Annotated in this window: 24 protein-coding genes and 1 other RNA gene; 10 read left to right on the plus strand and 15 right to left on the minus strand. The window is 72.7% G+C overall.

Annotation, left to right across the window (positions count from 1 at the left end; translation table 11 throughout):
* Positions 1–23: 23 nt before the first annotated feature.
* Positions 24–770, minus strand: coding sequence for an SDR family oxidoreductase (locus D3272_RS17410; RefSeq protein ID WP_129220489.1), 747 nt, complete (start codon positions 768–770; stop codon positions 24–26).
* Positions 771–902: 132 nt separating this feature from the next.
* Between D3272_RS17410 and ffs the strand changes: the two genes are divergently transcribed.
* From ffs to recR, 4 genes are all read left to right on the plus strand, one after another.
* Positions 903–999, plus strand: an RNA gene (gene ffs / locus D3272_RS17415) — signal recognition particle sRNA small type.
* 77 nt (positions 1,000–1,076) lie between these two features.
* Complete coding sequence (locus D3272_RS17420; RefSeq protein WP_129220490.1) at positions 1,077–3,011, plus strand: DNA polymerase III subunit gamma/tau; 1,935 nt, start codon at positions 1,077–1,079, stop codon at positions 3,009–3,011.
* Between the two features lie 46 nt (positions 3,012–3,057).
* On the plus strand, positions 3,058–3,381 hold the full coding sequence (locus D3272_RS17425) for a YbaB/EbfC family nucleoid-associated protein (RefSeq protein ID WP_129220491.1): 324 nt from the start codon (positions 3,058–3,060) through the stop codon (positions 3,379–3,381).
* A gap of 19 nt (positions 3,382–3,400) precedes the next feature.
* Positions 3,401–4,006, plus strand: a complete 606-nt coding sequence (gene recR / locus D3272_RS17430; RefSeq protein ID WP_129220492.1) for a recombination mediator RecR — start codon at positions 3,401–3,403, stop codon at positions 4,004–4,006.
* 30 nt (positions 4,007–4,036) lie between these two features.
* Here recR and D3272_RS17435 read toward each other — a convergent pair whose 3' ends face one another.
* The 6 genes from D3272_RS17435 to D3272_RS17460 all read right to left on the minus strand — a co-directional run bounded on the left by D3272_RS17435 (position 4,037) and on the right by D3272_RS17460 (position 10,323).
* Positions 4,037–4,216, minus strand: coding sequence for a hypothetical protein (locus tag D3272_RS17435; protein WP_129220493.1), 180 nt, complete (start codon positions 4,214–4,216; stop codon positions 4,037–4,039).
* 72 nt (positions 4,217–4,288) lie between these two features.
* Positions 4,289–5,866 (minus strand): PhnE/PtxC family ABC transporter permease, encoded by a 1,578-nt coding sequence (locus tag D3272_RS17440; protein WP_129220494.1) that lies wholly within the window; start codon positions 5,864–5,866, stop codon positions 4,289–4,291.
* The gene (locus tag D3272_RS17445; RefSeq protein WP_245496639.1) at positions 5,863–6,561 is read right to left on the minus strand and encodes an ATP-binding cassette domain-containing protein; all 699 of its coding nucleotides are present in this window, start codon (positions 6,559–6,561) and stop codon (positions 5,863–5,865) included. Before D3272_RS17445 ends, D3272_RS17440 begins: the two co-directional genes overlap by 4 nt.
* A gap of 28 nt (positions 6,562–6,589) precedes the next feature.
* Entirely contained in the window at positions 6,590–7,453 is an 864-nt protein-coding gene (locus D3272_RS17450) for a putative selenate ABC transporter substrate-binding protein (RefSeq protein WP_428978004.1), read from the minus strand.
* A 50-nt stretch (positions 7,454–7,503) separates the two neighbouring features.
* A complete protein-coding gene (selD, locus tag D3272_RS17455) occupies positions 7,504–8,553 on the minus strand; it encodes a selenide, water dikinase SelD (protein ID WP_129220496.1) in 1,050 nt (349 codons plus the stop codon).
* A 75-nt stretch (positions 8,554–8,628) separates the two neighbouring features.
* Positions 8,629–10,323, minus strand: a complete 1,695-nt coding sequence (locus tag D3272_RS17460; protein ID WP_129220497.1) for an AMP-binding protein — start codon at positions 10,321–10,323, stop codon at positions 8,629–8,631.
* A gap of 191 nt (positions 10,324–10,514) precedes the next feature.
* Here D3272_RS17460 and D3272_RS17465 point away from each other — a divergent pair, with 191 nt between their 5' ends.
* Together D3272_RS17465 and D3272_RS17470 are read left to right on the plus strand one after the other, a co-directional pair.
* On the plus strand, positions 10,515–11,492 hold the full coding sequence (locus tag D3272_RS17465) for a bifunctional riboflavin kinase/FAD synthetase (RefSeq protein WP_245496641.1): 978 nt from the start codon (positions 10,515–10,517) through the stop codon (positions 11,490–11,492).
* A 74-nt stretch (positions 11,493–11,566) separates the two neighbouring features.
* On the plus strand, positions 11,567–12,385 hold the full coding sequence (locus tag D3272_RS17470) for an RMD1 family protein (protein WP_129220498.1): 819 nt from the start codon (positions 11,567–11,569) through the stop codon (positions 12,383–12,385).
* Positions 12,386–12,842: 457 nt separating this feature from the next.
* Here D3272_RS17470 and mutY read toward each other — a convergent pair whose 3' ends face one another.
* Positions 12,843–13,940, minus strand: coding sequence for an A/G-specific adenine glycosylase (mutY, locus tag D3272_RS17475; protein ID WP_129220499.1), 1,098 nt, complete (start codon positions 13,938–13,940; stop codon positions 12,843–12,845).
* Positions 13,941–14,013: 73 nt separating this feature from the next.
* Between mutY and D3272_RS17480 the strand changes: the two genes are divergently transcribed.
* The 3 genes from D3272_RS17480 (at position 14,014) to D3272_RS17490 (ending at position 15,683) form a co-directional block, all read left to right on the plus strand.
* Positions 14,014–14,520: a DUF721 domain-containing protein gene (locus D3272_RS17480; RefSeq protein ID WP_129220500.1), complete on the plus strand. Its 507-nt coding sequence runs from the start codon at positions 14,014–14,016 to the stop codon at positions 14,518–14,520.
* 84 nt (positions 14,521–14,604) lie between these two features.
* Positions 14,605–15,249, plus strand: coding sequence for a DsbA family protein (locus D3272_RS17485; RefSeq protein ID WP_129220501.1), 645 nt, complete (start codon positions 14,605–14,607; stop codon positions 15,247–15,249).
* A gap of 134 nt (positions 15,250–15,383) precedes the next feature.
* Positions 15,384–15,683 carry a GNAT family N-acetyltransferase gene (locus tag D3272_RS17490; RefSeq protein WP_245496642.1) on the plus strand — a complete coding sequence of 100 codons (300 nt, stop codon included), beginning with the start codon at positions 15,384–15,386 and terminating at the stop codon, positions 15,681–15,683.
* A gap of 116 nt (positions 15,684–15,799) precedes the next feature.
* On the opposite strand, the gene D3272_RS17495 is transcribed toward D3272_RS17490, so the two are convergent.
* The 5 genes from D3272_RS17495 to D3272_RS17515 form a co-directional block, all read right to left on the minus strand.
* Complete coding sequence (locus tag D3272_RS17495) at positions 15,800–16,306, minus strand: DUF5872 domain-containing protein (RefSeq protein ID WP_129220502.1); 507 nt, start codon at positions 16,304–16,306, stop codon at positions 15,800–15,802.
* A gap of 115 nt (positions 16,307–16,421) precedes the next feature.
* A complete protein-coding gene (locus tag D3272_RS17500) occupies positions 16,422–16,817 on the minus strand; it encodes a GFA family protein (protein ID WP_129220503.1) in 396 nt (131 codons plus the stop codon).
* Between the two features lie 9 nt (positions 16,818–16,826).
* Positions 16,827–17,357, minus strand: coding sequence for a hypothetical protein (locus tag D3272_RS17505; RefSeq protein WP_129220504.1), 531 nt, complete (start codon positions 17,355–17,357; stop codon positions 16,827–16,829).
* Positions 17,344–19,974 carry a leucine--tRNA ligase gene (leuS, locus tag D3272_RS17510; RefSeq protein ID WP_129220610.1) on the minus strand — a complete coding sequence of 877 codons (2,631 nt, stop codon included), beginning with the start codon at positions 19,972–19,974 and terminating at the stop codon, positions 17,344–17,346. The genes D3272_RS17505 and leuS overlap by 14 nt, the downstream gene beginning before the upstream one ends.
* 252 nt (positions 19,975–20,226) lie before the next feature.
* A complete protein-coding gene (locus D3272_RS17515) occupies positions 20,227–20,460 on the minus strand; it encodes a hypothetical protein (protein ID WP_129220505.1) in 234 nt (77 codons plus the stop codon).
* A 140-nt stretch (positions 20,461–20,600) separates the two neighbouring features.
* On the opposite strand from D3272_RS17515, the gene D3272_RS17520 reads away from it, so the two are divergent.
* Positions 20,601–22,082, plus strand: coding sequence for a phospholipase D-like domain-containing protein (locus D3272_RS17520; protein WP_129220506.1), 1,482 nt, complete (start codon positions 20,601–20,603; stop codon positions 22,080–22,082).
* Here the strand turns inward: D3272_RS17520 and D3272_RS17525 are convergent.
* Both D3272_RS17525 and D3272_RS17530 read right to left on the minus strand, forming a co-directional pair.
* The gene (locus D3272_RS17525; protein WP_129220507.1) at positions 22,015–22,776 is read right to left on the minus strand and encodes an endonuclease/exonuclease/phosphatase family protein; all 762 of its coding nucleotides are present in this window, start codon (positions 22,774–22,776) and stop codon (positions 22,015–22,017) included. The two genes, D3272_RS17520 and D3272_RS17525, sit on opposite strands and share 68 nt — an antisense overlap.
* Before the next feature lie 97 nt (positions 22,777–22,873).
* Positions 22,874–23,785, minus strand: coding sequence for a hypothetical protein (locus D3272_RS17530; RefSeq protein ID WP_129220508.1), 912 nt, complete (start codon positions 23,783–23,785; stop codon positions 22,874–22,876).
* Between the last annotated feature and the right edge of the window lie 134 nt (positions 23,786–23,919).

The following is a 23,919-nucleotide window of genomic DNA, read 5'->3' on the forward strand; positions in this document are numbered from 1 at the left end:
CGCTGGCGGCCGCGCCGAAGCGGTCACAGCGAGAAGCCGCCGTCCACGAGGTGGATGGTGCCGGTCGTATAGCTCGACTCGTCCGACCCGAGATAGACGGCCAGCATGGCGACTTCATGCGCCGTGCCGAGCCGGCCCATCGGCTGGCGGTCGACGAAGGCCTGCTGCACGGCCGCGCGGCTCTGGCCGGTGGAGCCCGCCAGCGCGTCGATGCGCTCGTCGAGCGACGGGCTCTCGATCGTGCCGGGGCAGATGGCGTTGCAGCGGATGCCGCGCTTGATGAAATCCGCCGCCACCGCCTTGCTCAGCCCCACCACGGCGGCCTTGGAGGCGCCGTAGACGTAGCGGTTCGGCAGGCCGCGCACCGAGGAGGCACCCGACGCCACGTTGATGATGGACCCGCGTCCCCGCTCCAGCATGCCGGGAACGAAGGCCCGGATGGTGCGGTGCATGGACTTGACGTTGAGGTCGAAGGAGAAGTCCCAATCGGCCTCGGAACAGTCCAGCACCGAGCCGTGGTGGACGAAGCCGGCGCCGTTGAACAGGATGTCGACCGGGCCGACCTCCTGCGCCAGCGCCTCGACCGCCGCCGTCGACCGTACGTCGAGGGCGCGGCGCTCGGCCCCTTCGAGGCCGGCGAGCTTGGCAGCGTCGAGGTCGGTGGCGATCACCCGGGCGCCCTCGGCGAGGTAGGCCTCCGCCGTGGCCCGCCCGATCCCCTGTCCCGCCGCCGTCAGCAGCGCCGTCCTGCCCGCCAAACGTCCCGCCATGGTGATGTCTCCCGATGTCGTCTTCTTGTTCCGCCGAGGTAGGGGCGGGCCGGCGGCTTGTCAAAGCGCCGGCCAACGCGTCCGGCAGGCCGCGCCCTTGCACGGCCGCCCGTTCTTTGCCACATAGGCCACGGGAGGTTGGCGAGGGGCGTTTCACCCGCCAATCGGGTCAGATCCGGAAGGAAGCAGCCCTAACGGGACCGAGCGGGTCTTCGTCCAGCCTCCTACCGCATTCGCCCTCGATGGTCCGCGCCCAAAGTCTCGTGCTCGAGGCGTCGTGCCTGAGGCTCTGCCCAGGCTGGGCCCATCCCACCGTCGGAACTCCCGGTCCGTCGCCCCGCGAAGCGTGAGGGAGCCCGCGTGTCGCTCGACAACACCTATCGCGTCCTCGCCCGCAAGTACCGGCCGACCCATTTCGACGACCTGATCGGCCAGGAGGCCTTGGTCCGGACGCTGTCGAACGCCTTCGAGCTGAACCGCATCCACCAGGCCTACCTGCTGTCGGGCGTGCGCGGCGTCGGCAAGACCACGACGGCCCGCATCATGGCGCGGGCGCTGAACTACCACCGTCCGGCCGCGGACGGCGCGCCGGGGATCGACGCCCCCACCATCCGCATGCCGGGCCTCGGCACCCACTGCCAGGCGATCATCGAGTCGCGCCACGTCGACGTCGTCGAGATGGACGCCGCGTCCCACACCGGCATCGACGACGTGCGCGAGTTGATCGAGGGGTCGCGCTACCGGCCCGTGATGGCCCGCACCAAGGTGTATATCATCGACGAGGTCCACATGCTGTCGAAGGCCGCCTTCAACGGGCTGCTGAAGACGCTCGAGGAACCGCCGGACCACGTCAAGTTCCTGTTCGCCACCACGGAAGTCGACAAGGTCCCGGTGACGGTGCGGTCGCGCTGCCAGCGCTTCGACCTGCGCCGCGTCGAGGCCGACGTGATGATGGCGCATCTCCAGTCCATCTGCACCCGCGAGGGCGTCGAGATCGACGCCGAGGCCCTGGTCGTCATCGCCCGCGCGGCCGAGGGCTCGGTGCGCGATGCCCTGTCGCTGCTCGACCAGGCCATCGCGCATGGCGCCGCCCATGCCGCCACCGGCCGTCCCCATGTCGGGGCCGACGGCGTGCGGGCCATGCTGGGCCTGGCGGACCGGGCGCGCATCATCGACCTTTTCGAGGCCGTGATGGGCGGCCGCCTGCCCGAGGCGATGACGGGGCTGAAGCTGCTGCACGACAGCGGCGCCGACCCCGGCCACCTCGTCTCGGACCTCGCCGATTTCGTCCACCTCGTCACGCGGCTGAAGCTCGTGCCGGACGCCGCCAAGGACCCGGCGCTGACCGAGGAGGAGCGGCGTCGCGGCGGCGCCTTCGCGGCCGCGCTGTCGCTGCCGGTTCTGACCCGGACCTGGCAGTTGCTGGTGAAGGGCCTCGCCGACGTCAAGGACGCCCCGCGTCCGCTCCAGGCCGCCGACATGGTCCTGGTCCGGCTCGCCTGCGCCGCCGACCTGCCGACGCCCGACGAGGCGCTGAAGCGGCTCATGGCCCTGCCGGCCGGGGAGGGCGCCCCCATGCTGCCGCCGCCGGGGGGCGGGGCACGCCCGCCCGCCATGGTGGGAAGCGCGGCCGGTGGCGGCTCGGCCGCCGCCGTCGCGGTCGGCTCCGCCCTGCGCCACGCCCCCGTGCCCCAGGGCGTGCCCGTCGCCGCCGCGGCGCCCCGGCCCGCCGCGACCCCGCAGCCCGCCGCCGCCCCGCAATCCGCCGTGCGGCTCGATGGCTTCGCCGATGTCGTCGCCCTGGCGCAGGCGCGACGCGACATCCAGCTCAAGCTCGCGCTCGAGCGCGACGTGCGCCTCGTGCGGTTCGAGGAGGGGCGGATCGAGTTCGAACTGGCGCCCGAGGGCTCGCCCGCCACGGCCGCCAACCTGTCGCGCCGCCTCGCCGAATGGACCGGCCTGCGCTGGATGGTGTCGGTCGTGTCCGGGGGCGGCGCGCCGACCCTGCGCGAGCAGGCCGACACCAAGGCGCGGGAGGAGAAGGACGATGTCGCGGCCGACCCCACGGTGCGAATGCTGCTCGACACCTTCCCGGGTTCGGTGATCGTGGCGGTTCGCTCGCTGATCGAGGCCGCGCCGCCGCCTTCGCTGGCGGCGGCGGTCCCCGATGCCGGGCCGGACGACGAGGTGGGCTATGATGCCGGCTTCGGCGACGACGGTTTCAGCGACGACGACCTTTGACACGGGCCGGACGCCGGCCCGAACCCCACCACAGCAGGAGGACGACATGGCCGACATCATGGGCCTGATGAAGAAGGCGCAGGAACTCCAGGGCCGCGTGGCCGACATCCAGAAGGAGCTCGAGGCCTTGGAAGTGGAGGGCGCGTCGGGCGGCGGCCTCGTGCGGGTGACGCTGACCGGCAAGGGCGCCCTCAAGGGCGTGTCGGTCGACCCGTCGCTGCTCAAGCCCGACGAGCGCGAGATCCTCGAGGACCTCATCGTCGCCGCCCATGCCGACGCCCGCACCAAGGCGGACCGGGCCACGGAAGAGAAGATGAAGGGCGCCACCGCCGGCCTGCCGCTGCCGCCCGGCTTCAAGCTGCCGTTCTAGGTCTGCACGGGGATCCCGCATGCCCGACCGCGTCGTCGGCCCCGAGATCGAGCGGCTGATCCAGCTCCTGGCGCGCCTCCCGGGCTACGGCCCGCGGTCGGCGCGCCGCGCCGCGCTGCATCTCATGCGCAAGCGCGAGGAGCTGCTGTCCCCCCTCGCCGACGCCATGCGGGTCGCCAAGGAGCGGATCGTCACCTGCGAAAGCTGCGGCTCGGTCGACACGCGCTCGCCCTGCTCGATCTGCGGCGACAACCGGCGCGATGCCGCGCAGCTCGTCATCGTCGAGACGGTGGGCGACCTGTGGGCGCTGGAACGGGCCGGGGTCGTGAAGGGCCGCTACCACGTGCTCGGCGGCACGCTGTCGCCGCTCGACGGCGTCGGCCCGGCCGACCTCAACCTGCAGGGCCTCGTGACCCGGGTGGCGGAAGGCGAGGTGCGCGAGGTCATCATCGCCGTCAACGCGACGGTGGACGGCCAGACGACGGCCCATTACGTCACCGACATGCTGGCCCACCTCGGCGTGCGCGTCACCCGGCTCGCCCATGGCGTGCCGGTCGGCGGGGAGCTCGACTACCTCGACGAGGGCACGCTCGCGGCCGCCATCCGATCGCGCACCGCCTTCTGACGGCGACGGCCGCAGCCGCCGTTCGCCGCATCAGGGCGCGAAGCCGAAATAGGTAAAGATCAGGACGTTGAGGCCGATGAAGGCCAGGACGAGGCCGTCGATCCAGGCGGCGGGGAACATCGTGCGCCCGCGGGCGCCGTTGGCGTGGCCGAGGCCGAAAGCGACGAGGAAGGTGCCGAGCGTCAGGCCGACGATGAAACTGGTGGTCACGCGTGGTCCTTCGGGCTGCGGGCGGTCCGGAACGGGCCGGCTCCGGCCGCTCCAGCCGTTCGCCGCGCCGCCCTATGTGCCGTCGTATGTCATGCCCTGGCGGCCCGACGCCAGTTCGAGATGCGGCGGCGACGTCGCACCGCCCCGGCGCCGCGCCCCCGGCTCCACCCGCAGCGCCCGGCGCAGCGCCCGCGACAGCGCGTCGACCCCCAGCGACAGCGCCGCCGTGGCCAGGACCAGCACGGCCGCGACGTCGAGGCGGAGTTCCGCGATGGCACCGTCGACGTAGAAGCCGAGCGTCGCCACGCCCAGGATGCCGAAGATGGCGCTTTCCCGCAGGATGACGTCCCAGCGGTACAGCGCATAGGCCAGGAACTGCCCGTAGAGCCGCGGCAGCGTCTCGTAGAAGTACAGATTTGCGCCGCGCGGCGCGTCCGCCCGGTAGGCCAGCGCATCGGCCTGCCGGCCCAGGAGATAGGCCAGCACGGCGCCGTTATGCAGCGCCAGGGCGATCACGGCCGGCAGCATGGAGGGGCCGAGCGCCTGCAGCAGCACGTAGGCCAGCAGGTAGTCGGGCGTCGACCGCACCACGACCAGGAGGGCGCGGCCGAGCGGCCGCCCGACCGGCCCGGCGAAGCGGCGCGACACCAGCGGGAAGAGCGCCAGCGCCAGCGCCGCCATGGTGCAGAGCGCGACCTGCGACAGGACGAGCGTGGCGAGCGCGCCCGGCAGCACCTGGTGGCGCAGGATGTCGCCGAGCCAGCCGAAGGCCGCCGCCCAGGGCGCCCCCGACAGGAGGTCGGCGCCGCGCAGGGGCGCCGGCACGACGTCGCGCGTCGCGAAGCGCACGAGGTTCTGCCACGCGTCGCCGCCCGGCAGCCCGGCCGGCAGCACCAGCGCGGCGCCGACGACGAGGAACGGCACCGTCCAGGGGCGGGCCCAGACGTGCCGGCTCGCCACCAGGGCGTAGAAGCTGAAGAGCAGCGCCGCCGCCTGCGGGAAGGCCCCCGCCTTGAAGGCGGCGTCGAGTTCGAAGCCGACCGTCGGCAGGCCGATGAAGCCGAGCACCAGCGTCGAGCGCAGGCCGCATTCGAGGCGGTAGAGCGTGTAGTGGCCGAACTGGTCGATGAGGTCCGGCAGGCCCGCATAGAAGAAGGCCGAGACCGCGCCCGTTCCGGGCGGCAGCACCCGCAGGGCGGGACGGTCCGCCTCCTCGATCATCTCGGCGAAGACCTTGGCGAAGATGCCCGCGTAGGGCAGGGCGATGGCGAGCACGCCGGTCGCCGGGCCGAGCCCCAGTACCTGCATCAGCAGCAGCGCCCAGAACAGTTCGTGCACCGAGCGCAGGCCCGCGCAGAGGGCCCGGATGGCAGCGAGGTGCGGGAAGCCGAGGGCCAGGACGAAGCCCGACGCGCAGCCGAGCCCCACGCCCAGCACGGCGAAGGCCAGGGTGTCGACGAGCGCCCACAGGTTCACGGCGCGCAGGTCGGGCGTGAGCAGGCCATGCAGCATCCTGAGCAGTTCGGGCCCGGGATGGCTGGCCGTGACGGCGAAATCGCCGACCGCCGCCGCCGCGATCCCGAGGGCGAGGATGGCGAGGCTCACGCCGGTGAAACCGATGCGGCGGACGGCGCGGTCGAGGCCCGTCACGGTCGCGGATCGTGGCCCGAGGCGCCGGGTTCGGCGGCGCCGTAGGCGGCCGCGACGTCCGCCGGCGCGAGGCTGCGGGCCGGCGCGTCGAGCACGATCCGCCCCCGGTCGAGCACGAGCACGCGGGTCGCGTGGGCGAGGGCCAGCGCCGGGTCGTGCAGCGCCAGCACCAGCGTCTCGTGCCGCGCCGCGAGGCGCGCCAGGACGGCGCTGCCCTGGACGGGGTCGAGCGCCGAGACGGGCTCGTCGCCGACCAGGATGGGGCGCCCGTCGTGGAGCGCCCGCGCCACCGAGACGCGCTGCTGCTGTCCCCCCGACAGGTCCCCGGCGGGGCGGAAGATCTCGGGCGCCAGGCCCACCTCGTCGAGCACGGCGCGCACCGCCGCCACTTCGCGCCGCCCCGGCCGGACCAGGGTCTTCAGGTTGAACAGCGTCGAATGGCGGTCGAGCCGCGCCATGTGGACGTTGTGGAAGACGCTGAGGCGCCGCACCAGCGCGGCCTGCTGCGGCACGAGGGCGGCCCGCCCGGCGGCCCGGGCATAGACGAGGTCGAGCAGCGTCGTCTTGCCCGAGCCGGAACGCCCCATCACGGCGACGCGCTCGCCGGGGGCGATGGTCAGGGCGAGGTCGCGCAGCACGGTCCGGCCCGGGTAGCCGATCTCCGCCGCGTCGATCCGGATGGCCGTGCCCGTCACGCTCCGCAGGCCTCGTCCCGACGCCGTGTCAATCCAGCAGGCCCGCCGCCTTGGCGACCACCTCGACCGGGGCATATTCGGCATTGTCGGCGGGCACGAACCGCGACCGGCCGAAGGGCGCCAGGATGGCGGGGTCGTCGATGCCGACCAGCGTGTCGGCGACCTTGCGGGTGAAGCCCGGCCCGAAGGTGGCGTCGACGTCGCCCCGCATGGTCCATTGATAGTCCGGGAAGGGCGGCGACCGCCAGATCACCGACACCTTGGAGGGGTCGACCCTGCCGGCCTTCCGGTCGAGGTCCCACACCGAGGGGTCGACGACGCCGAGGTCGTAGGCCCCCGACTGGACGAGCTGGATGGTGCGCGAATGGTCGCCCGAGAAGCCCACGCGGGCGAAGACCTGCTCGGGCGCACGGCCGCCGAACGCCTTGCGGAGCTCGTATTCGGGCATGACGCGGCCGGAAGTGGAGGTGCGGGCGCCGAACGTGAAGGTCCGGCCCGCGATGGCTGGCTGCAGGTCGGGCGCGGGCTCGAGGCCCGTGCCGCGGTTGGCGATCATGAGGCTGCGGAACGCCGTGTCCTCGGCGCCCTGCGCGATGGCGCGCGAACCCGGCACCTTGGCGCGCGCCTGCACGCCCGTGACGCCGCCGAACCAGGCGAGCTGGACGCCGCCGTTGACGAAGCTCGTCACGGCTGCCGGGTAGCTCTTCACCGGCACGTAGCGGACCGGCACGCCGAGCCGCGCCTGCAGGTAGGCGGCGACCTTGCCGAAGCGCTCGACGAGGCGCGTCTCGTCCCCGTCCGGGATGGCGGTGAAGACCAGCGTGGGCCCCGGCGCCGCATCGGCGGCCCGGGCTCCGGGGAGCGCGACCCCGGCCAGCATGGTGCCGGCCAGGAGGACGGCGGCGACGGTCCTCAAGCCGGATCCCCCGCGCGGCCGCGCCGTCACCGGCGCCCCACGGCGACGCGGCCATCGCCCGCCACGAAGCTGCCGATGACGGCGGCACGCGGGAAGCCGCGCTCCGCCGCCCGCGCCATCACGGCGTCGAGGGCTTCGGGCGCCACCGCGATCAGCAGCCCGCCGCTCGTCTGCGGATCGCACAGGAGGTCGCGGCCCCAGGCCGGCAGCCCGTCGCCGAGCCGCACCTCCGCGGCGAAGCTGTCCCAGTTCCGCCCGGACGCGCCCGTCCGGATGCCGGCGGCGGCGAGGTCGGCCACGCCGGGAAGGAGCGGCAGGGCGTCGAAATCCAGGTCGAGGTCGAGGTCGGCGTCCCGCACCATCTCCAGCGCGTGCCCGAGGAGGCCGAAGCCCGTGAGGTCCGTCATGGCATGGACGCCGGGGATGCCCGGCATGTCGGCGCCGAGCCGGTTCAGCTGGGTGCAGGACGCCGCCATGGTGGCGTAGCCGTCCGGCGGCAGCAGGCCGCGCTTCAGCGCCGCGCCCTGGATGCCGACCCCGAGGCCCTTGGTGAGCACGAGCCGGTCTCCGGCCCGGGCGCCGACGTTGCGCAGCACGCGGTCGGGATGCACGAGGCCCACCGCCACGAGGCCGTAGATGGGCTCCGGGCTGTCGATCGAATGGCCGCCCGCGACCGGGATGCCGGCCTCGGCGCAGACCGCGGCGCCCCCGGCCAGGATCTCCCGGATGGTTTCGGCCGGCAGCTTGTCGACCGGCATCCCGACGATGGCCAGGGCGAAGAGCGGCGTGCCGCCCATGGCGAAGACGTCGGACAGGGCGTTGGTGGCGGCGATGCGGCCGAAGTCGCGCGGGTCGTCGACGATCGGGGTGAAGAAGTCGGTGGTGGCGACGATGGCCTGGCCGCCGTTCAGCCGGTAGACGGCGGCGTCATCGCCCGTCTCGGTCCCGACCAGCATGTCGGCATAGGGTCCGGCCGCCGGCATGCCGGCCAGGATGGTCCGCAGCACCGAGGGCGCGAGCTTGCAGCCGCAGCCGCCGCCATGGGCCAGGGACGTGAGGCGGACGGGTTCGGTCATGGCGGTCTCCTGCCCGGCATCGGTCGGGCCGGGATGCCCTGAACATAGGCATCATCGCCCGGCGGGTGAAGGCGGTCACGCCGTCGCCGCGGCGGCGAGGCCGAGCCGGCGCTCCATCGTGTCGCGCATGAGGAACTTCTGCATCTTGCCCGTCACCGTCATGGGGAAGCTGTCCACGAGCTCGACGTAGCGCGGCACCTTCTGGTGGGCGATGCGGCCCGTGCAGAAGGCCCGCACGGCTTCGGGCGTGAGGCCGCTGCCGGGCCGCGGGCGGATCCAGGCGCAGACCTCCTCGCCGTAGCGCGGGTCGGCGACGCCGAACACCGCCACGTCCTGCACGTCGGGGTGGCGGTAGAGGTAGTCCTCCACCTCGCGCGGCGACACGTTCTCGCCGCCCCGGATGATGAGGTCCTTGATGCGCCCCACGACGTTGCCGAAGCCCTCGGCGTCGACGGTGGCGAGGTCCCCGGTGTGCATCCAGCCCTCCGCGTCCAGCACCGCGGCGGTGCGTTCGGGCTCGCCCCAGTAGCCGCGCATCACCGCATAGCCGCGCGTGCACAGTTCCCCGGCCTCGCCGCGCGGCAGGACGCGCCCCTCGGGGTCGACGATCTTGACGTCGAGGTGCGGATGGACGCGGCCGATGGTGGACACGCGCCGCTCCAGCGGGTCGTCGATGGCGCTCTGGAACGACACCGGGCTGGTTTCCGTCATGCCGTAGCAGATGGTGAGGCCGGACAGGTGCATCCGCTCGACCACCTTGCGCATCACCGCGATGGGGCAGGGCGAGCCCGCCATGATGCCGGTGCGCAGCCGCGACAGGTCGAAGGCGGCGAAATCCGGGTGGTCGAGCGCCGCGATGAACATGGTGGGGACGCCGTAGAGCGCCGTGCAGCGCTCCTCGGCGGCCGTGCGCAGCGTCGCCAGCGGGTCGAAGCCCCGGCCCGGATAGACCATGGCGGCCCCGTGGGTGACGCTGGCGAGGTTGCCCATCACCATGCCGAAGCAATGGTACAGCGGCACCGGGATGCAGATGCGGTCCTCGGGGGCGAGCCGCATCGCCCGCCCGACGAAATAACCGTTGTTGAGGATGTTGCGGTGGGTCAGCGTCACGCCCTTCGGCGTGCCGGTGGTGCCGCTGGTGAACTGGATGTTGGCGTCGTCCTCCGGCCGGATCGTGCCGGCGAGGGCCGCCACCGCGGCGGCGGTTTCGGGCGTGGCGAAGCCCGCCACGGCGTCGAACGGGACGGTGCCGGGCGCCGCCGTGCCGAAGGCCACGACGAGGCGCAGGGCGGGCAGGCGCGGGGCCGCGAGGGCGCCGGGCGCGGCGCCGTCGAGCTCCGGTGCCAGCTCCCGCAGCATGCCGAGGTAGTCGCTGCCCTTGAAGGGCGGCCCGAGCACCAGCGCCGCGCAGCCGACCTTGTTCAGCGCATAGTCGAGCTCGACGACGCGGTAGGCCGGGTTGACGGTGACGAGGATCAGCCCGGCCTTGGCGGCGGCGAACTGCACCAGCGCCCATTCGGCCGTGTTGAGCGACCACATGCCGATGCGGTCGCCGGGCGCGAGGCCGAGGGCCAGCAGCCCGGCCGCCACGGTTTCGGCCCGGCGGTCGAGCTCCGCCCAGCTCCAGCGCACGGGCGCCTCGTCGCAGCCCCACGGGGCCACCAGCGCGTCCCGGTCCGGCCAGCGGCGGGCGGCGTCGCCGAGCGCCCGGCCGATCGTGACGTCGAGCAGCGGCACGTCTCGCGCGCCCGTGACGAAGCTCGGCTCCATGCGTGTCGCTCCCGCTCGCGGCGCCGTTGTCGGGACCCGGGCGGCGCGACCGCCCGGCGGGGCCCCGCCGACGCTTCGCTCGCATGATGGGCCGGATCCGGGACGGCCCGCAAGCGGGGCCGCAAGCCGGTGGTGCTCGGCCCCCGAACTGGGGTAGAAGCCTCGACGTCCCCTCCGCCCCGGGCCCCCGATTGATCGCGCCGCTCCCCCCCCGTTTCATCGTCGCCGAGGATCCCGACGCGCCCCCTCCGGGTCTCGGCGGGGCCGTGGTGGCGATCGGCAATTTCGACGGCGTGCACCGGGGCCACCAGGCCGTGATCGCGCGGGCGCGGGCGCTCGCCGCCGAACTCGGCCGGCCCACCGCGGTGCTGACCTTCGAGCCCCATCCGGCCGACTATTTCGCCGGCGGTCCCACCATCTTCCGCATTACGCCGCCGGCCGCCAAGGCGCTGGCCCTGAGCCGGCTCGGCACGGTCGACGGCATGGTGGTGCGCAGCTTCGACGCCGGCTTCGCCGCGCTCGGCGCCGAGGCCTTCGTGGCCGACATCCTGGTGCGGCGGCTCGGCATCGCGGCGGCCGTGGTGGGCTACGACTTCCACTTCGGCAAGGGGCGGAGCGGCACGCCGGCCTTTCTCGCCGAGGCCGGGCTGCGGCACGGCTTCGCCGTGGCGATCATCGACAAGATCGTGGCGGACGCGCAGGGCGACCTCGCGGCGGTCTCGTCGACCGCCATCCGACGCGCGCTCGAGGCCGGCGACGTCGCCCGGGCCGCCACGCTGCTCGGGCGCCACCATTTCGTGCTCGGCCCGGTGGTGCACGGCGAGAAGCTCGGCCGCACCCTGGGCTTCCCCACCGCCAACTTGAGGCTCGACCCGGCCGCCAAGCTCGCCCACGGCATCTATGCCGTGCGGGTCCGCACCGCGGCCGGCACGTTCGACGGCGTCGCTTCCTACGGCCGCCGCCCCACCTTCGACAACGGCGCGCCGCTGCTCGAAAGCTTCCTGTTCGACTTCTCGGGCGACCTCTATGGGCAGGACATCGAGGTGGACTTCGTGGCCTGGATCCGGGGCGAGGAGAAGTTCGCGTCCGCCGAGGCCCTGATGGCGCGCATGACGGTCGATGCCGACGAGGCCCGCGGGCTGCTGGCCGGGACGGGCCCGGCCCGCTGAGCCTCGCCGTCCGCGCGCCGCGCCGCCCCCGCGTCGAAGGTGCCGCGCGCGACCGAATGGGGTAGAACCCGCCCATGTCCGACCTCGCGCCTTCCCCCGCCAAGCCCGCCTTCCGCGTCACCGCGCGCGCCCTCGCGCTCGGGGCCCGGCTCGACGCCGCGGGGCTCGAGCGGCCCGACACGATCTCGGTCAACCCCCTGGCCTTCAGCGTCGGCCAGTCCGGTTTCGTGGCGCTCTACCGCTTCGGCGTGGCGGTGCTGGTCGGGCTGTCGCCCGTCGAGGAGGACGACTTCCTCCGCCAGATCCGGCCGCGCGTGTCGGGCGAGCGCGAAAGGGTCGACGACGAGACCGCCGTGCTCGAAGTCTCGCCCGAGGGGGCCGACCAGGTTTCGCCCGGCGGCCCCATCCAGGTGCGAGACCTGTCGACGGCGCGCCTGCTGGTGCTCGCCGACGCCCTCGCCAAGACCGTGTCGCTCGCCCGCGACGAGCGCGAGGTCAATGCGGTGCTGGACGTGATCGAGCCTTTCGCCCTCGGCCTCAGCCGCACCGGGCGCCCGCCCGGGACGCGCCGCGCCATGCTGCGGCTCATCGGGCAGGCGCTGCTGGTGCAGCACCGGCTGTCGGGCCGCGTCGCCGTGGAGGAGAAGCCCGACGTGCTGTGGGACCGGCCCGACCTCGAGCGCCTCTACGCCCGGGTCGAGGACGAATACGAGCTGAAGGAGCGGACGACGTCGCTGAAGCGCAAGCTCGACGTCATCGTGGAAACGGCCCGCGGCCTCACCGACGTCATCGAATCGGACCGCGCCACCTGGCTCGAAGTCGCCGTGGTGGCCCTCATCGTCACCGAGATCCTGCTCACGCTGGTGCAGATGGCGTTCTTCCACCACGTGTGAGGCACCTCGCCGTCCGTGATGAAAACCGCGTCAGCATTGTCGAAATTCCTCGCGGCTCCGTGCCTATATTACAGGCTGTGTGTGACGGAGATTTGAACACCCTGGCGCAACTGGGCGTTAACCACTTTTCTCGGGTCCCGACTGGGAACTCTGTTGTATGGGCCGGGTTTCGGTTACAGCCGTCCAGGGAAAGGCGGGCCTGTCCTGGGCCGGCCCGTCCCGGCAAACCCCTCGCATGGTCCTGGCCGGAGCGCCCGCCTCATTGCGGCAAGCTCCCCGGGGACAGCGCGACGGCCTGGTTCGCGGAGTGCGTCCGATGTTGCGTTTGATGTTGGCTCTGGCGGCGCTCTGCGTCGGTTCGGGAGCGTTGGGCCTCGGCCATGTGACCCCCGTCAGCGGGACGTTCTCGGGACTGTGCCTCGCGGTCTTCGCCCTGTCGGCGACATTGCTGATCGGCTCATTCGAGGCCTACGAGACGCAGGCCGTCCGGCACGACCGGAACGACCGGGACGACGGCTGACGCGGCCTCCCACACCTTGGTGAAGACGTTGGGGATCGGCTCGCGGGCCAGGGCCTCGCGCGTCACCCAGCGGCACCCTTCCGGCGCCAAGCCGCCGTGCGACCGGCCCCGGTAGACGTCCAGCGTCAGGGCGAAATGCGTGAACACGTGCTCGACGGTGCCGACGGCGCGCAGAGCGGCGTCGCTCGCCTGGGCCATGGCGGCGGCGTCGGGCGAGGCCGCGCCCCAGTCCGAGCCGAAGAATTCCGTCATGCCGCCGAGCAGGCCCTTGGCGGGGCGCGTCCGCACCAGCACGGCCCCGTCCTGGCGTTCCACCACCGCCATGGCGCCGAAGCGGCGCGGTGTGGCCTTCTTGGGGAGCTTGCGCGGATACCGAAGCTCCGTCCCGGCCGCGTGGGCCGCGCAGGAGCCGGCCAGCGGGCAGAGGGCGCAGGCGGGGGACCGCGGCGTGCAGATCGTGGCGCCGAGGTCCATCGTGGCCTGGGCGAAGTCGCCCGGCCGGCCCGGCGGCACCAGGGCGGCGGTGAGGCGCTTGATCTCGGGCCGTGCCGCCGGGACCGGCGTCTCGACCGCCCGCAGCCGCGTCATCACCCGCTCGACGTTGCCGTCCACCACGGTCGCGACCTCGCCGAAGGCGATGGCGGCCACGGCGGCGGCCGTGTAGTCGCCGATGCCGGGCAGGGCGCGCAGGGCCGCCTCGGTCGAGGGAAAGCGGCCGCCGTGCCGCTCCACCACGGCCTGCGCGCAATCGTGCAGGTTGCGGGCGCGGGCGTAATAGCCGAGGCCCGCCCATTCCTTCAGCACCGCCTCGCGCGGGGCCGCCGCCAGCGCCGCGACATCCGGCCACAGCGCCAGGAAGCGCGCGTAGAAGCCCTTCACCGCCGCCACGGTCGTCTGCTGCAGCATCACCTCCGACAGCCAGACCGCGTAGGGGTCGGGCCCGGCGCGGCCGGTGGCGCGCCAGGGCAGGGCCCGCCGGTGCCGATCGTACCAGGCGAGCAGGGCGGCCGTTTCGGCGGCAGGGGACGCGGGCATGGGGGCGTGATAGGGTCCGGCGACGGGAAAGAACGTCCCAGCCTCTACCAGCGGCGGGACCTGCGGGGAAGCGATGGCGGTCGGCGGCAAGGCGCGATACGGGGGACGGCCGCTGGCCGACTGGGTCGATGGCTGCATCGCCCCGGCCCTGGCCCGCTTCGGCTTCGGCGAGGCCGACATCGTCAGCGGCTGGGCCGACATCGCGGGGCCGCGGGTCGCCGCCTTCGCCGAACCCGTCGAGATCAAATGGCCGCGCCGGCGCGCGGCCGCCACCTCGGGCGAGCCCGCCCGGGCCCCCGCCACGCTGGTGGTGCGGGTGGAGGGCGCCTTCGCGCTGGAACTCCAGCACCTGGCGCCCCTGCTGGTGGAGCGCATCAACGCCCATCTCGGCTGGCGCTGCATCGGCAAGCTGGCGCTGCGCCAGGCGCCGCTGGTGGGCCGCGCCGCGCCGCGCCGCCCGGTGCCGCCGCCGCAGCCCGCCGCCCTGGCGCGGGCGGGCGAGGTCGCGTCCGGCATCGCCGACGAGGCCCTGCGCGACGCGCTGGTGCGGCTCGGCGCCCGGGTCATCGAGGCGCGTTAGGAGGCGATTTCCTCGCGCGCCGAACTGCATTAGAAGCACCTCATCGCCGCCCCCTTGCCCGGCGCCAGAAGCTGAAAGGTCCCCATGCGCGGTTCCGCCCCCACCCGCCGTCGCGCGCTCCTGGCGCTCGCCGCCGTCGCCGGCCTCGCGGCCGCCCCGGCGCTGGCCGCCGACCAGACCTTCCCGGTCGCCGAGCTGATGGCCGAGCCGCCGCTCCCCGACATGTGGATGGGGTCCAAGGACGCGCCCGTCACCGTCATCGAATATGCCTCGATGACCTGCACGCATTGCGCGGCCTTCCACGCCGAAACTTGGCCGACGCTGAAGTCGAAATACATCGACACCGGCAAGGTGCGCTTCGTGCTCCGGGAGTTCCCGCTCGATCCCCTGGCCACGGCGGGCTTCATGCTGGGGCGCTGCGCCGGGCCCGAGAAGCGCAACGCCGTCCTGGACCTGCTCTTCGACCAGCAGAAGAACTGGGCCTTCGTCGACAAGCCGGCCGAGGCGCTCGAGAACACCGTCAAGCAGGCCGGCATCACCCACGATGCCTTCGCGGCCTGCCTCAAGGACCAGAAGCTGCTCGGGCAGGTCAACGCCGAGCGCGACAAGGCCGGCACGGCCTTCAAGGTCGACGCCACCCCGACCTTCTACATCAACGGCACCAAGCATGCGGGCGAACTCAGCGTTCCCGAGCTCGACAAGATCCTGGCGCCGCTGGTGAAGAGCTGACCGCCTCCGGCGACCTCTCGCTCGGCGTCAGCGATGCGCCGGGCGAGGCCGACGTCGCCCTGATCGAGCAGGGGCTCACCGCCTACAACGCCGCCTTCGGCCCCACGGCGGCGCGCCGGCCGCTGGCGGTGCTAGTGCGCGACGGTGCCGGGGCCGCCCTCGGCGGCGTCACCGCCTATACGGACCGCGGCTGGCTCTACCTCGATTGCTTCTGGCTGCCGGACGACCTACGCCGGGGCGGTTGGGGCTCCCGCGTGCTCGGCGCCGCCGAGGCCGAGGCGTTGCGGCGCGGATGCCGGCACGCGCGCCTCTACACCTATTCGTTCCAGGCCCGGGGCTTCTACGAGCGGCACGGCTACACGGTGTTCGGCGTGCTGGAGGGCTTCCCGCCCGGCCACAGCCAGATCTGGATGCGCAAGGACCTTGAAGGCTGACCGGCGCACCGGTGGCGCATGCGGATTTTTTGCTTTCAGGCCGCGAGTGCGGTGCCCCTACGTTAGGCCGCGAGTGCGGTCCTCCTATATCAGGCCGCGAGTGCGGTCCTCCTACATCAGGCCGCCAGTGCGGCCTTGAGCTGGTCCTTGCTCATCTTGGAGCGGCCGGGGATCTGCCGGTCCTGGGCGCGGCGGTACAGGTCCGCCTTGGTCTCGTGGTCGTCGTCGTGGTGGCGGGCCTCGGCGGTCTTCTCGGCCACGTCTTTCGGCTGGGCCGAGTGCTGCAGGCCCTTGCGGCTGTCGCGCCGCTTCTTCTCCGTCGTGCGCTTGTATTCGGCCGGCGTCAGGGCCTCCCGGGCCTCCTTCGGCAGGTAGCGCTCGCCCGTCTCGCCGCTCGGCTTGCCGGATTTCGTGCCCCACTCTTCCCGTTCCCACTGGACGAGGTGGTTGTCCTCCGTCTTCTCGCCCTCGTAGCCACCGCCCTCGTGCTTGTATTCCTGCACGGCCATCTGGGCCTTGCGGGCCGACCACTGGCCGGGCTTGCCGCCCTTGTCGCCCTCCGTGACCTCCTTCTTCACCTCTTCCCAGAGTTTCGGGTCGGACTTCTTGGCGCTGGACGACATGGCCTGGCTCCGGTCGCTCGAGGAGGCGTGGCGTGGGATGTTGCCGGGGCAACGCGCCGCGTCGTCCCGCGGTTGGCCGGCGCGGTCGCGTGTCGCAACCCGGCCGCGGCGGCGGTCAGTCGGCGCCGTCGAATTGGGGGAGGTCGTCGGTGATGTCGAACCAGGGCGCCTTCGAGCCGACGAAGACGTGGTGGGTCGGCCGGATGCCGGGCTCGTCGACCAGCGTGCCCATCGGCACGTGGGCGACGGTGCCGTCCTTCACGATCGCGTAGAGGAGGGAGCCGCAACTGCGGCAGTGGATGTAGCGCGCCGTGCCCTCGTCGCGGCACAGCACGTGCTCCTGCCCGGCGACGATGCCGATGCGCTCGACCGCGATGCCGGCCAGGGGCTTGAAGGCGGCCCCGGTGGCGCGCCGGCAGTTGGAACAATGGCAGTTCACCGCATAGGCGAAGGCGTCCGCCACCCGGTAGGTGACGGCGCGGCACCGGCATTGTCCCGTCAGCATCCGCATGCCGCCGCCTCACCGCGCCGGTTGGATCTGCCCCAGCTTGGCGGCGACCTGGGTGGTGATCTCGTCGGCGAGGGTGCGGGCGTCGCGGATCTCGGCGTCGCGCGCCGCCCGGATGTTGGCGAAGCGCTGTGACGACCGATCGTAGCTGGCGAAGCTCGTGACGGCGCCGCTGGCGAGCGGCGGGCCGCCCTCGATCGGCAGCAGCGTCCATTTCACGTCCGTCACCACCGAGCCGCTGTCGGGACGCTGCGTCGTGACGTCGACCAGCGCCGTCTGCACGCGCTCCGACGTGGTGAGCTGCAGGCGGTAGTGAGGGGCCGGCCTGTCGCCGGTCCCGTTGAGGTCGGTGATGAGCTGGTCGCGCAGGTAGTGGCCAAGCCGGTCCGGGACCGGGTCGACCGTGATGGCGCGCATCTCGCCGCCGAGGTTGCCGCCGACGCTCGAATAGAGCGGGGTGAAGCAGCCGCCGAGGCCGAAGGCGAGGCCGACGGCGAGGGCAGGCGGCACGAAGCGGTGGGGATAGCGGTCAGACCACGACATTGACGATCCTTCCCGGCACCACGATCATCTTCTTCGGCGTGCGCCCGTCGAGCGCCTGCGCGATGACGTCGACGGCGAGGGCGGCGGCCTTCACGGCGTCGGCGTCGGCATCGCGCGGCACCGTGACCTCGCCGCGCTTCTTGCCGTTGATCTGCACGGGCAGCACCACCGTGCTTTCCACCACCAGCGCCCGGTCCGCCTGCGGCCAGGGCGTCTCGGCCACCAGCGTGTCGTGGCCCAGCGCCGCCCAGCAGGCTTCGGCGAGATGCGGCATGAAGGGCGCCAGGCCCTGCACCAGCATGTCGGCCGCCTCCGCGAAGCCGCCGGCCAGGGCCGAGCCCGGCGCCACCGGCTCCTCGGTGGCGGCGATGGCCGCCGACAGCGCGTTGGCCAATTCGTAGAGGTGGGCGACGCAGCGGTTGAAGCGCAGCCGCTCGACGTCCTCCTCGATGCGGATCAGCGCGCGGTGGGCGGCCTTGCGCACCTCGAGGGCCCGCTCGGGCGCGTCGCCGGTCGCGCCGGGCTCGCCCTCGGCGGCGCGCTTCAGCTCGCCGGCCAGCCGCCACAGGCGCTGCACGAACTTCGCCGCCCCCTGCACGCCGTCCTCGGTCCAGATCACGTCGCGGTCGGGCGGGCTGTCCGACAGCATGAACCAGCGCGCCGTGTCGGCCCCGTAGGTCTCGATGATGTCGTCGGGGTCGACGATGTTGCGCTTGGACTTCGACATCTTCTCGATGCCGCCGATGCTCACCGCCGTGCCGTCGCGCAGCAGCGTGGCGCGGCGCTCGGGCCCCATCCCGTCGATGCGGATCTCGTCCGGGCTGATCCAGGCGCCCCCGGCATCCCGGTAGGTCTCGTGCACCACCATGCCCTGGGTGAAGAGGCCGCGGAACGGCTCCTCCAGCGCCAGCATGCCGATGCGGCTCATCGCCCGGGTGAAGAAGCGCGAATACAGCAGGTGCAGGATCGCGTGCTCGATGCCGCCGATGTACTGGTCGACCGGCAGCATGCGGTTGGCGACGTCCGGCGTCGTCGGGGCGGCCTCGTTCCACGGGTCGGTGAAGCGGGCGAAATACCAGGACGAATCGACGAACGTGTCCATCGTGTCGGTTTCGCGCCGGGCGGCGGTGCCACATCGCGGGCAGGCGACCCGGCTCCAGGTCGGGTGCCGGTCGAGCATGTTGCCGGGCGCGTCGAAGTCGACGTCCTCGGGCAGGGTCACGGGCAGGTCTGCGGTCGGCACCGGCACGACGCCGCAGGCCGGGCAGTGGATGACCGGGATGGGGCAGCCCCAGTAGCGTTGGCGCGAGATGCCCCAGTCGCGCAGGCGGAAGTTGACCTGGCGCTTCGCCTGCGGTTCGCCGGCGATGTCGACGGCTTCGAGGCGGCGCGCCACCTCCTCCTTGCCCTCGGGGACCGTGAGGCCGTCGAGGAAGCGGGAATTGACGAGGCGGCCGTCCTCCGTGAAGGCCGTGTCGCCGATGTCGAGCGTCGCCGGGTCGGTGCCGGGCGGGCACACCACGGGGACGACGGGCAGTCCCTTCAGCCGGGCGAAGTCGAGGTCGCGCTGGTCGTGGGCCGGGCAGCCGAAGATGGCGCCGGTGCCGTAGTCCATCAGCACGAAATTCGCCACGTAGACGGGCAGCTCCCAGGCGGGATCGAAGGGGTGGCGCGCCCGGATGCCGGTGTCGTAGCCCTTCTTCTCGGCCGTCTCCAGCGCCGCCACCGAGGTGCCGAGCTTGCGGCACTCGTCGATGAAGGCCGACAGCGCCGCGTCCTTCGCGGCCGCGGCCTTGGCCAGCGGGTGGTCGGCGGCGACGGCGAGGAAGCTCGCGCCGAACAGCGTGTCGGGGCGGGTCGTGTAGGCGCGCAGCTCCGTCTCGCCGGCCGGCGCCGTCGCGGCGTCGAGCTGCCAGCGGATCGTCAGCCCTTCCGAGCGTCCGATCCAGTTGCGCTGCATGAGGCGCACCTTCTCGGGCCACTGGTCCAGCGTGTCGAGCCCGTCATGCAGCTCCTGCGCATAATCGGTGATCTTGAGGAACCACTGGGTCAGTTCGCGCTGCTCGACGACGGCGCCCGAGCGCCAGCCGCGCCCGTCCACCACCTGCTCGTTGGCCAGCACGGTGTTGTCGACCGGGTCCCAATTGACCTTGGAAGTCTTGCGCTGCGCCAGGCCGGCGTCGAGGAAGCCCAGGAAGATGCGCTGCTGCTGCTTGTAGTAGGAGGGATCGCAGGTCGCGACCTCGCGGGCCCAGTCGATCGACAGGCCCATGCGCTTCAGCTGCGCCCGCATCGTCGCGATGTTGTTGTAGGTCCACTCCGCCGGATGCCGCTTGTTCTGCATGGCGGCGTTCTCGGCCGGCAGGCCGAAGGCGTCCCAGCCCATGGGATGGATGACGTTGAAGCCCTTGGCACGGCGGAAGCGCGCCACCACGTCGCCCATGGCGTAGTTGCGCACGTGGCCCATGTGGATGCGCCCCGACGGATACGGGAACATCTCGAGCACGTAGTATTTCGGGCGCGGATCGGCGTTCGAGGCTTCGAAGCAGCGGCGCTCCGCCCACACGCTCTGCCAGTGGGCCTCGGTTTCGCCTGCGTGGTAGCGGTCGTTGAACATCATCAGCCGTCGAATGGACCCTGGATCGCGCCGCCCCGAGGGCGGCCCGTTGGGGTTTACATCAGCTCGGGCGCCTTGTCCCGGCGCATGGGCGACGGCAGGCCACCGGCAAACCCCATGGCGGGGGACGCCGCGCCGAGATTGACGCGCCGAAGTTAACGGGCCGAGGTTAACGGGCCGAGGTCGAGTTGCCACGATCGACTTCGCCACGGTCGGTGGGTTCCGCGCCGGTCCGCGCCCGGCAGGTCGCCGTCAGGGAGACGCGATCAGGCCGTGTTCGGCCGCGTAGCCGCGGGCCGCCGCGAAGGCGGCCCAGACGAACAGTTCCGCTTCGCGCTCCGGCAGGGGCGGCGAGCCCTCGATCATGTCGGCCCGCAGCAGCGCCGAGTGGGAGCGCAGGTCGTCGAGCGTGAAGAGCAGCCAGTGTCCCGTCGCGTTTTCCACCTGGATGCTGTCCGCACCGACCCGCTTGATGTCGAGAGCCATCGATCGTCGTCTCCGCTGCCGTTCCCGCTCCAACGCCGGTGCGGCCCCGCCGTATCCCCGGCGGCGTGGCCTCGAGCCCCCGAACAGGCCCGGGTGTCATGACGCCGTCCCGCACGGGGTGATATAGGGTCGCGGCGCGGATGGGCCGCGCCGATCGACAAGGACCCACGCCGCTGCTGATACCCGACAAGGCCGAATGGCTCTGGGCCGACGTGGACCGCGTCCTCGCCCCCGTGACGACGCCGCTCGGCATCATCCTGGCCCTCGGGGTGACGGGGCACGTGCTGCTGCGCAAGCGCGACGTGTCGGCCGCGACCGCCTGGATCGGCTTCGCCTGGATCGCCCCCGTGTGGGGCGCGCTCTTCTACTTCATGTTCGGCATCAACCGCGTGGTGCGGCGCGCCCAGAAGGCCCGCCAGCCGCGCCAGCCGCGGCGCGGCGCCAACGACCATCCCGTCCAGGACATCGACGGCCATCTCGTGCCGCTCGAGCGCGCGGTGCGCCGCATCACCGGCCGGAAGGCCGAACACGGCAACGCCGTCGCGGTGTTCCACGACGGCGACGAGGCCTATCCCGTGATGCTGCAGGCGATCGCGGAAGCGCGGGGCAGCGTGGCGCTGTCGAGCTACATCATGCGCCACGACCGCACCGGCGAGCGTTTCGCCCTGGCGCTGAAGGCCGCGCAGGACCGCGGCGTGGCGGTGCGGGTGCTGGTCGACGGCATCGGCAGCGGCTACATTTCGCCCATCCACCGCCGCCTCAAGGCGCTCGGCGTGCCGGCCGCGCTGTTCATGCATTCGGCCCTGCCGTGGCGCATGCCCTTCCTCAACCTGCGCAGCCACAAGAAGCTGCTGGTGGTCGACGGCACGGTGGGGTTCGCGGGCGGGCTGAACATCGCGGACCAGAACCTCGTGGCCGAGAAGCCCAAGGATCCCGTCGCCGACACCCACTTCCGCTTCGAAGGCCCGGTCGTCACGCAGCTGATGGACGTCTTCGCCCGGGACTGGACCTTCACGACGGGCGAGGAGATCGCGGGCGAGTCCTGGTTCCCCGACCCGGACGACAAGCGGGCGGGAGACGCGCTGGCCCGCGTCGTCACCTCCGGCCCCGACCAGGACCTCGAGAAGATCCGCTCGGTGCTGGTCGAAGCCTGCGCCTGCGCCCACAGCTCCATCAAGGTGATGACGCCCTACTTCCTGCCGGGCGTCGAGGTCATGTCGGCGCTGACCATGGCGTCGATGCGCGGCGTCAAGGTCGACATCGTGGTGCCGCTGCGCAGCGACCACCGCTTCGTCGACCTCGCCATGCGGGCCCATGTCGGGCCGCTGATGGAAGCCGGCGTCCGCTTCTGGCTCGGCCCACCGCCCTTCAACCATTCCAAGCTGATGATCGTCGACAAGCTCTGGTGCCTCGTCGGCAGCGCCAACTGGGACATGCGCAGCCTGAGGCTGAACTTCGAGATGAACGTCGAGCTCTACGACGAGGCGCTCGCCTTGGAACTCGACGCTTTCGTCCGCCGGCACCAGGACGGCGGCCGGCTGAGGCTGCGCGACCTCAACGGCCGAAGCCTGCCAGTGAAGCTGCGCGACGCCGCACTCCGGCTGCTGCTGCCCTATATCTGACGAGCGGGCGCGGCGCCTCGACGTCGGCGGCGGCGAGCCTGACCGCGATGGGGCGATGGTCGGAGGTGGTGCGGGGCAGCACCCGCGCGTCCTCGCAGGCCAGGCCGCGCACGAGGCAGCGGTCGAGCCGCACCGGCACGATCTCGCCCATCATGTGGGTGGGGCGGCGCGGGCCGACATCGCGGAAGCCGCGGATCAGGCAGGGGCCGACGAGGTTGAAGTCGCCCAGCACGGCCGCGCGCTCGGGCAGGTGCAGGGCAATGGCGCGCAACTGGCGCCGGTTCAGCCGCTGCCCGTGCGACAGGTGCACGTTGGCGATGCCGAAGTCGCCGATCTCGACGATCTGGCACACGCGCTGGATCAGCGATCCCGGCGGCAGCGGCCGCACGGAGGGCACGGCCCGCCACGGCAGGGGACTCCACATGGCGAGGCCGTGGATGCGGCCCGGCAGGGGAGCCCAGGCATAATGGCCGCCGATGCGCTCCGGAAGATCGTTGAAGCGGCTCGTCGCCTCCTGCATCAGCATGAGGTCCGGCGTTTCGCGCGCGATGAGGGCCTCGACGTCGGCGAGCGAGGCCCCGACGGTGCGCAGCAGGTTCCAGCTCACGATCTTCAGCGTCGGCGGGGTTCCGGGCGCCTCCGCCGTGGCCGAAAGGGGGGAGACCTCGGGGCCTGTCAGGCGCGGCGGCTTCATGGTGGCTCTCGCTGGTCTCTGAGGTAGGGCTCCATGCACCGTTGCGGGTGCCGGGGCAAGCCGAGGGGACGGCCGCGGGCGGGGTGCCGACGCTCCGTCAGCCGCGCTTCCGTTGGCGCGCCTTGCGCTTCTCCTTCTCGGCCTGGGCGATGTCGGCCTTGGTGCGCAGGGCCGCGGCGCGGGCATCCGTCAGGCGCGTCGAGCAGAAGCCGTGTTTCACCTCGGCGACATAGCCGCGGCACATCTCCTCGCGCGTCGAGGAGAACTGGGCCTGTTCGCGGGCATAGCCCATGACGGTCGGGCGGTCGCGCGTCGCCGCGACGAGGCGCTTGAAGTTGGCCCGCATGGCCGTCTCGGCCTGGGAGCGCTGGCGCTCGATCGCCTTGTCGCGGTCCGGCGTCAGGGTGGCGGCGGCGGGACCCCAGAGGCCGCCGGGATCGACCGTGCAATGGGTCGCCGCGAAGGAACAGTTGGCGCGGTCGCCGGTCTCGAGCGCGGCCCCGTCCAGCACGTCGAAGGACATGGGGCAGGCCGACACCGGGATGCCGATCCGGGCCATGCCGCTCGGCTCCCCCTCGTCCCGCACCGCGAGGGGGAGGTCGGCCACGTCGATGCGGCAGTCGGCGCCGTCGTCGCCGCGTCCCGCCAGCGTCAGGTGCGAGACCACCAGGGTCTTGTCCCGCAGGGCGAAGGCGATCTCGCTGCCGCGGCCGCCGCGGTACAGGGTCTGGCCCGCCAGCGAGGCGGCGGGCAGGACCTTGGCGGCGACGACCTTGGCGGTCGCCGGAGCCCCAGGGAGGCCGGCGGCGTCGACGGGCCGCCGATGGAGTTTCGGCCTGGTGGCCGGCGCCGTGGCCGGCGAGGGGGCCGGCCCGCGGGGCGCGGCCGCGCCTTCCGGCGTCGGCGCCACGGCACCGGGCAGGGCGACCTGGGCCAAGGCGGTCCCGGCACCCGCCGCCAGGACGAGGGCGAACAGGGGAATGCGGAGGCGGTGAAACGGGCGGGGCATCGGCCGGACCATGTGATGCCGACCGGGAACGCGGCAAGAACCTGCTCAGATGGACCCTGTCGCGCCGAAAGCCAGACGCGCTTCGCCCCATTGCGCGACGAGGCACGGCGCTGAGGCAGCGCGGCCACACCCGG

It is taken from the genome of Lichenibacterium ramalinae, from assembly GCF_004137085.1.
Lineage (GTDB): Bacteria > Pseudomonadota > Alphaproteobacteria > Rhizobiales > Beijerinckiaceae > Lichenihabitans > Lichenihabitans ramalinae.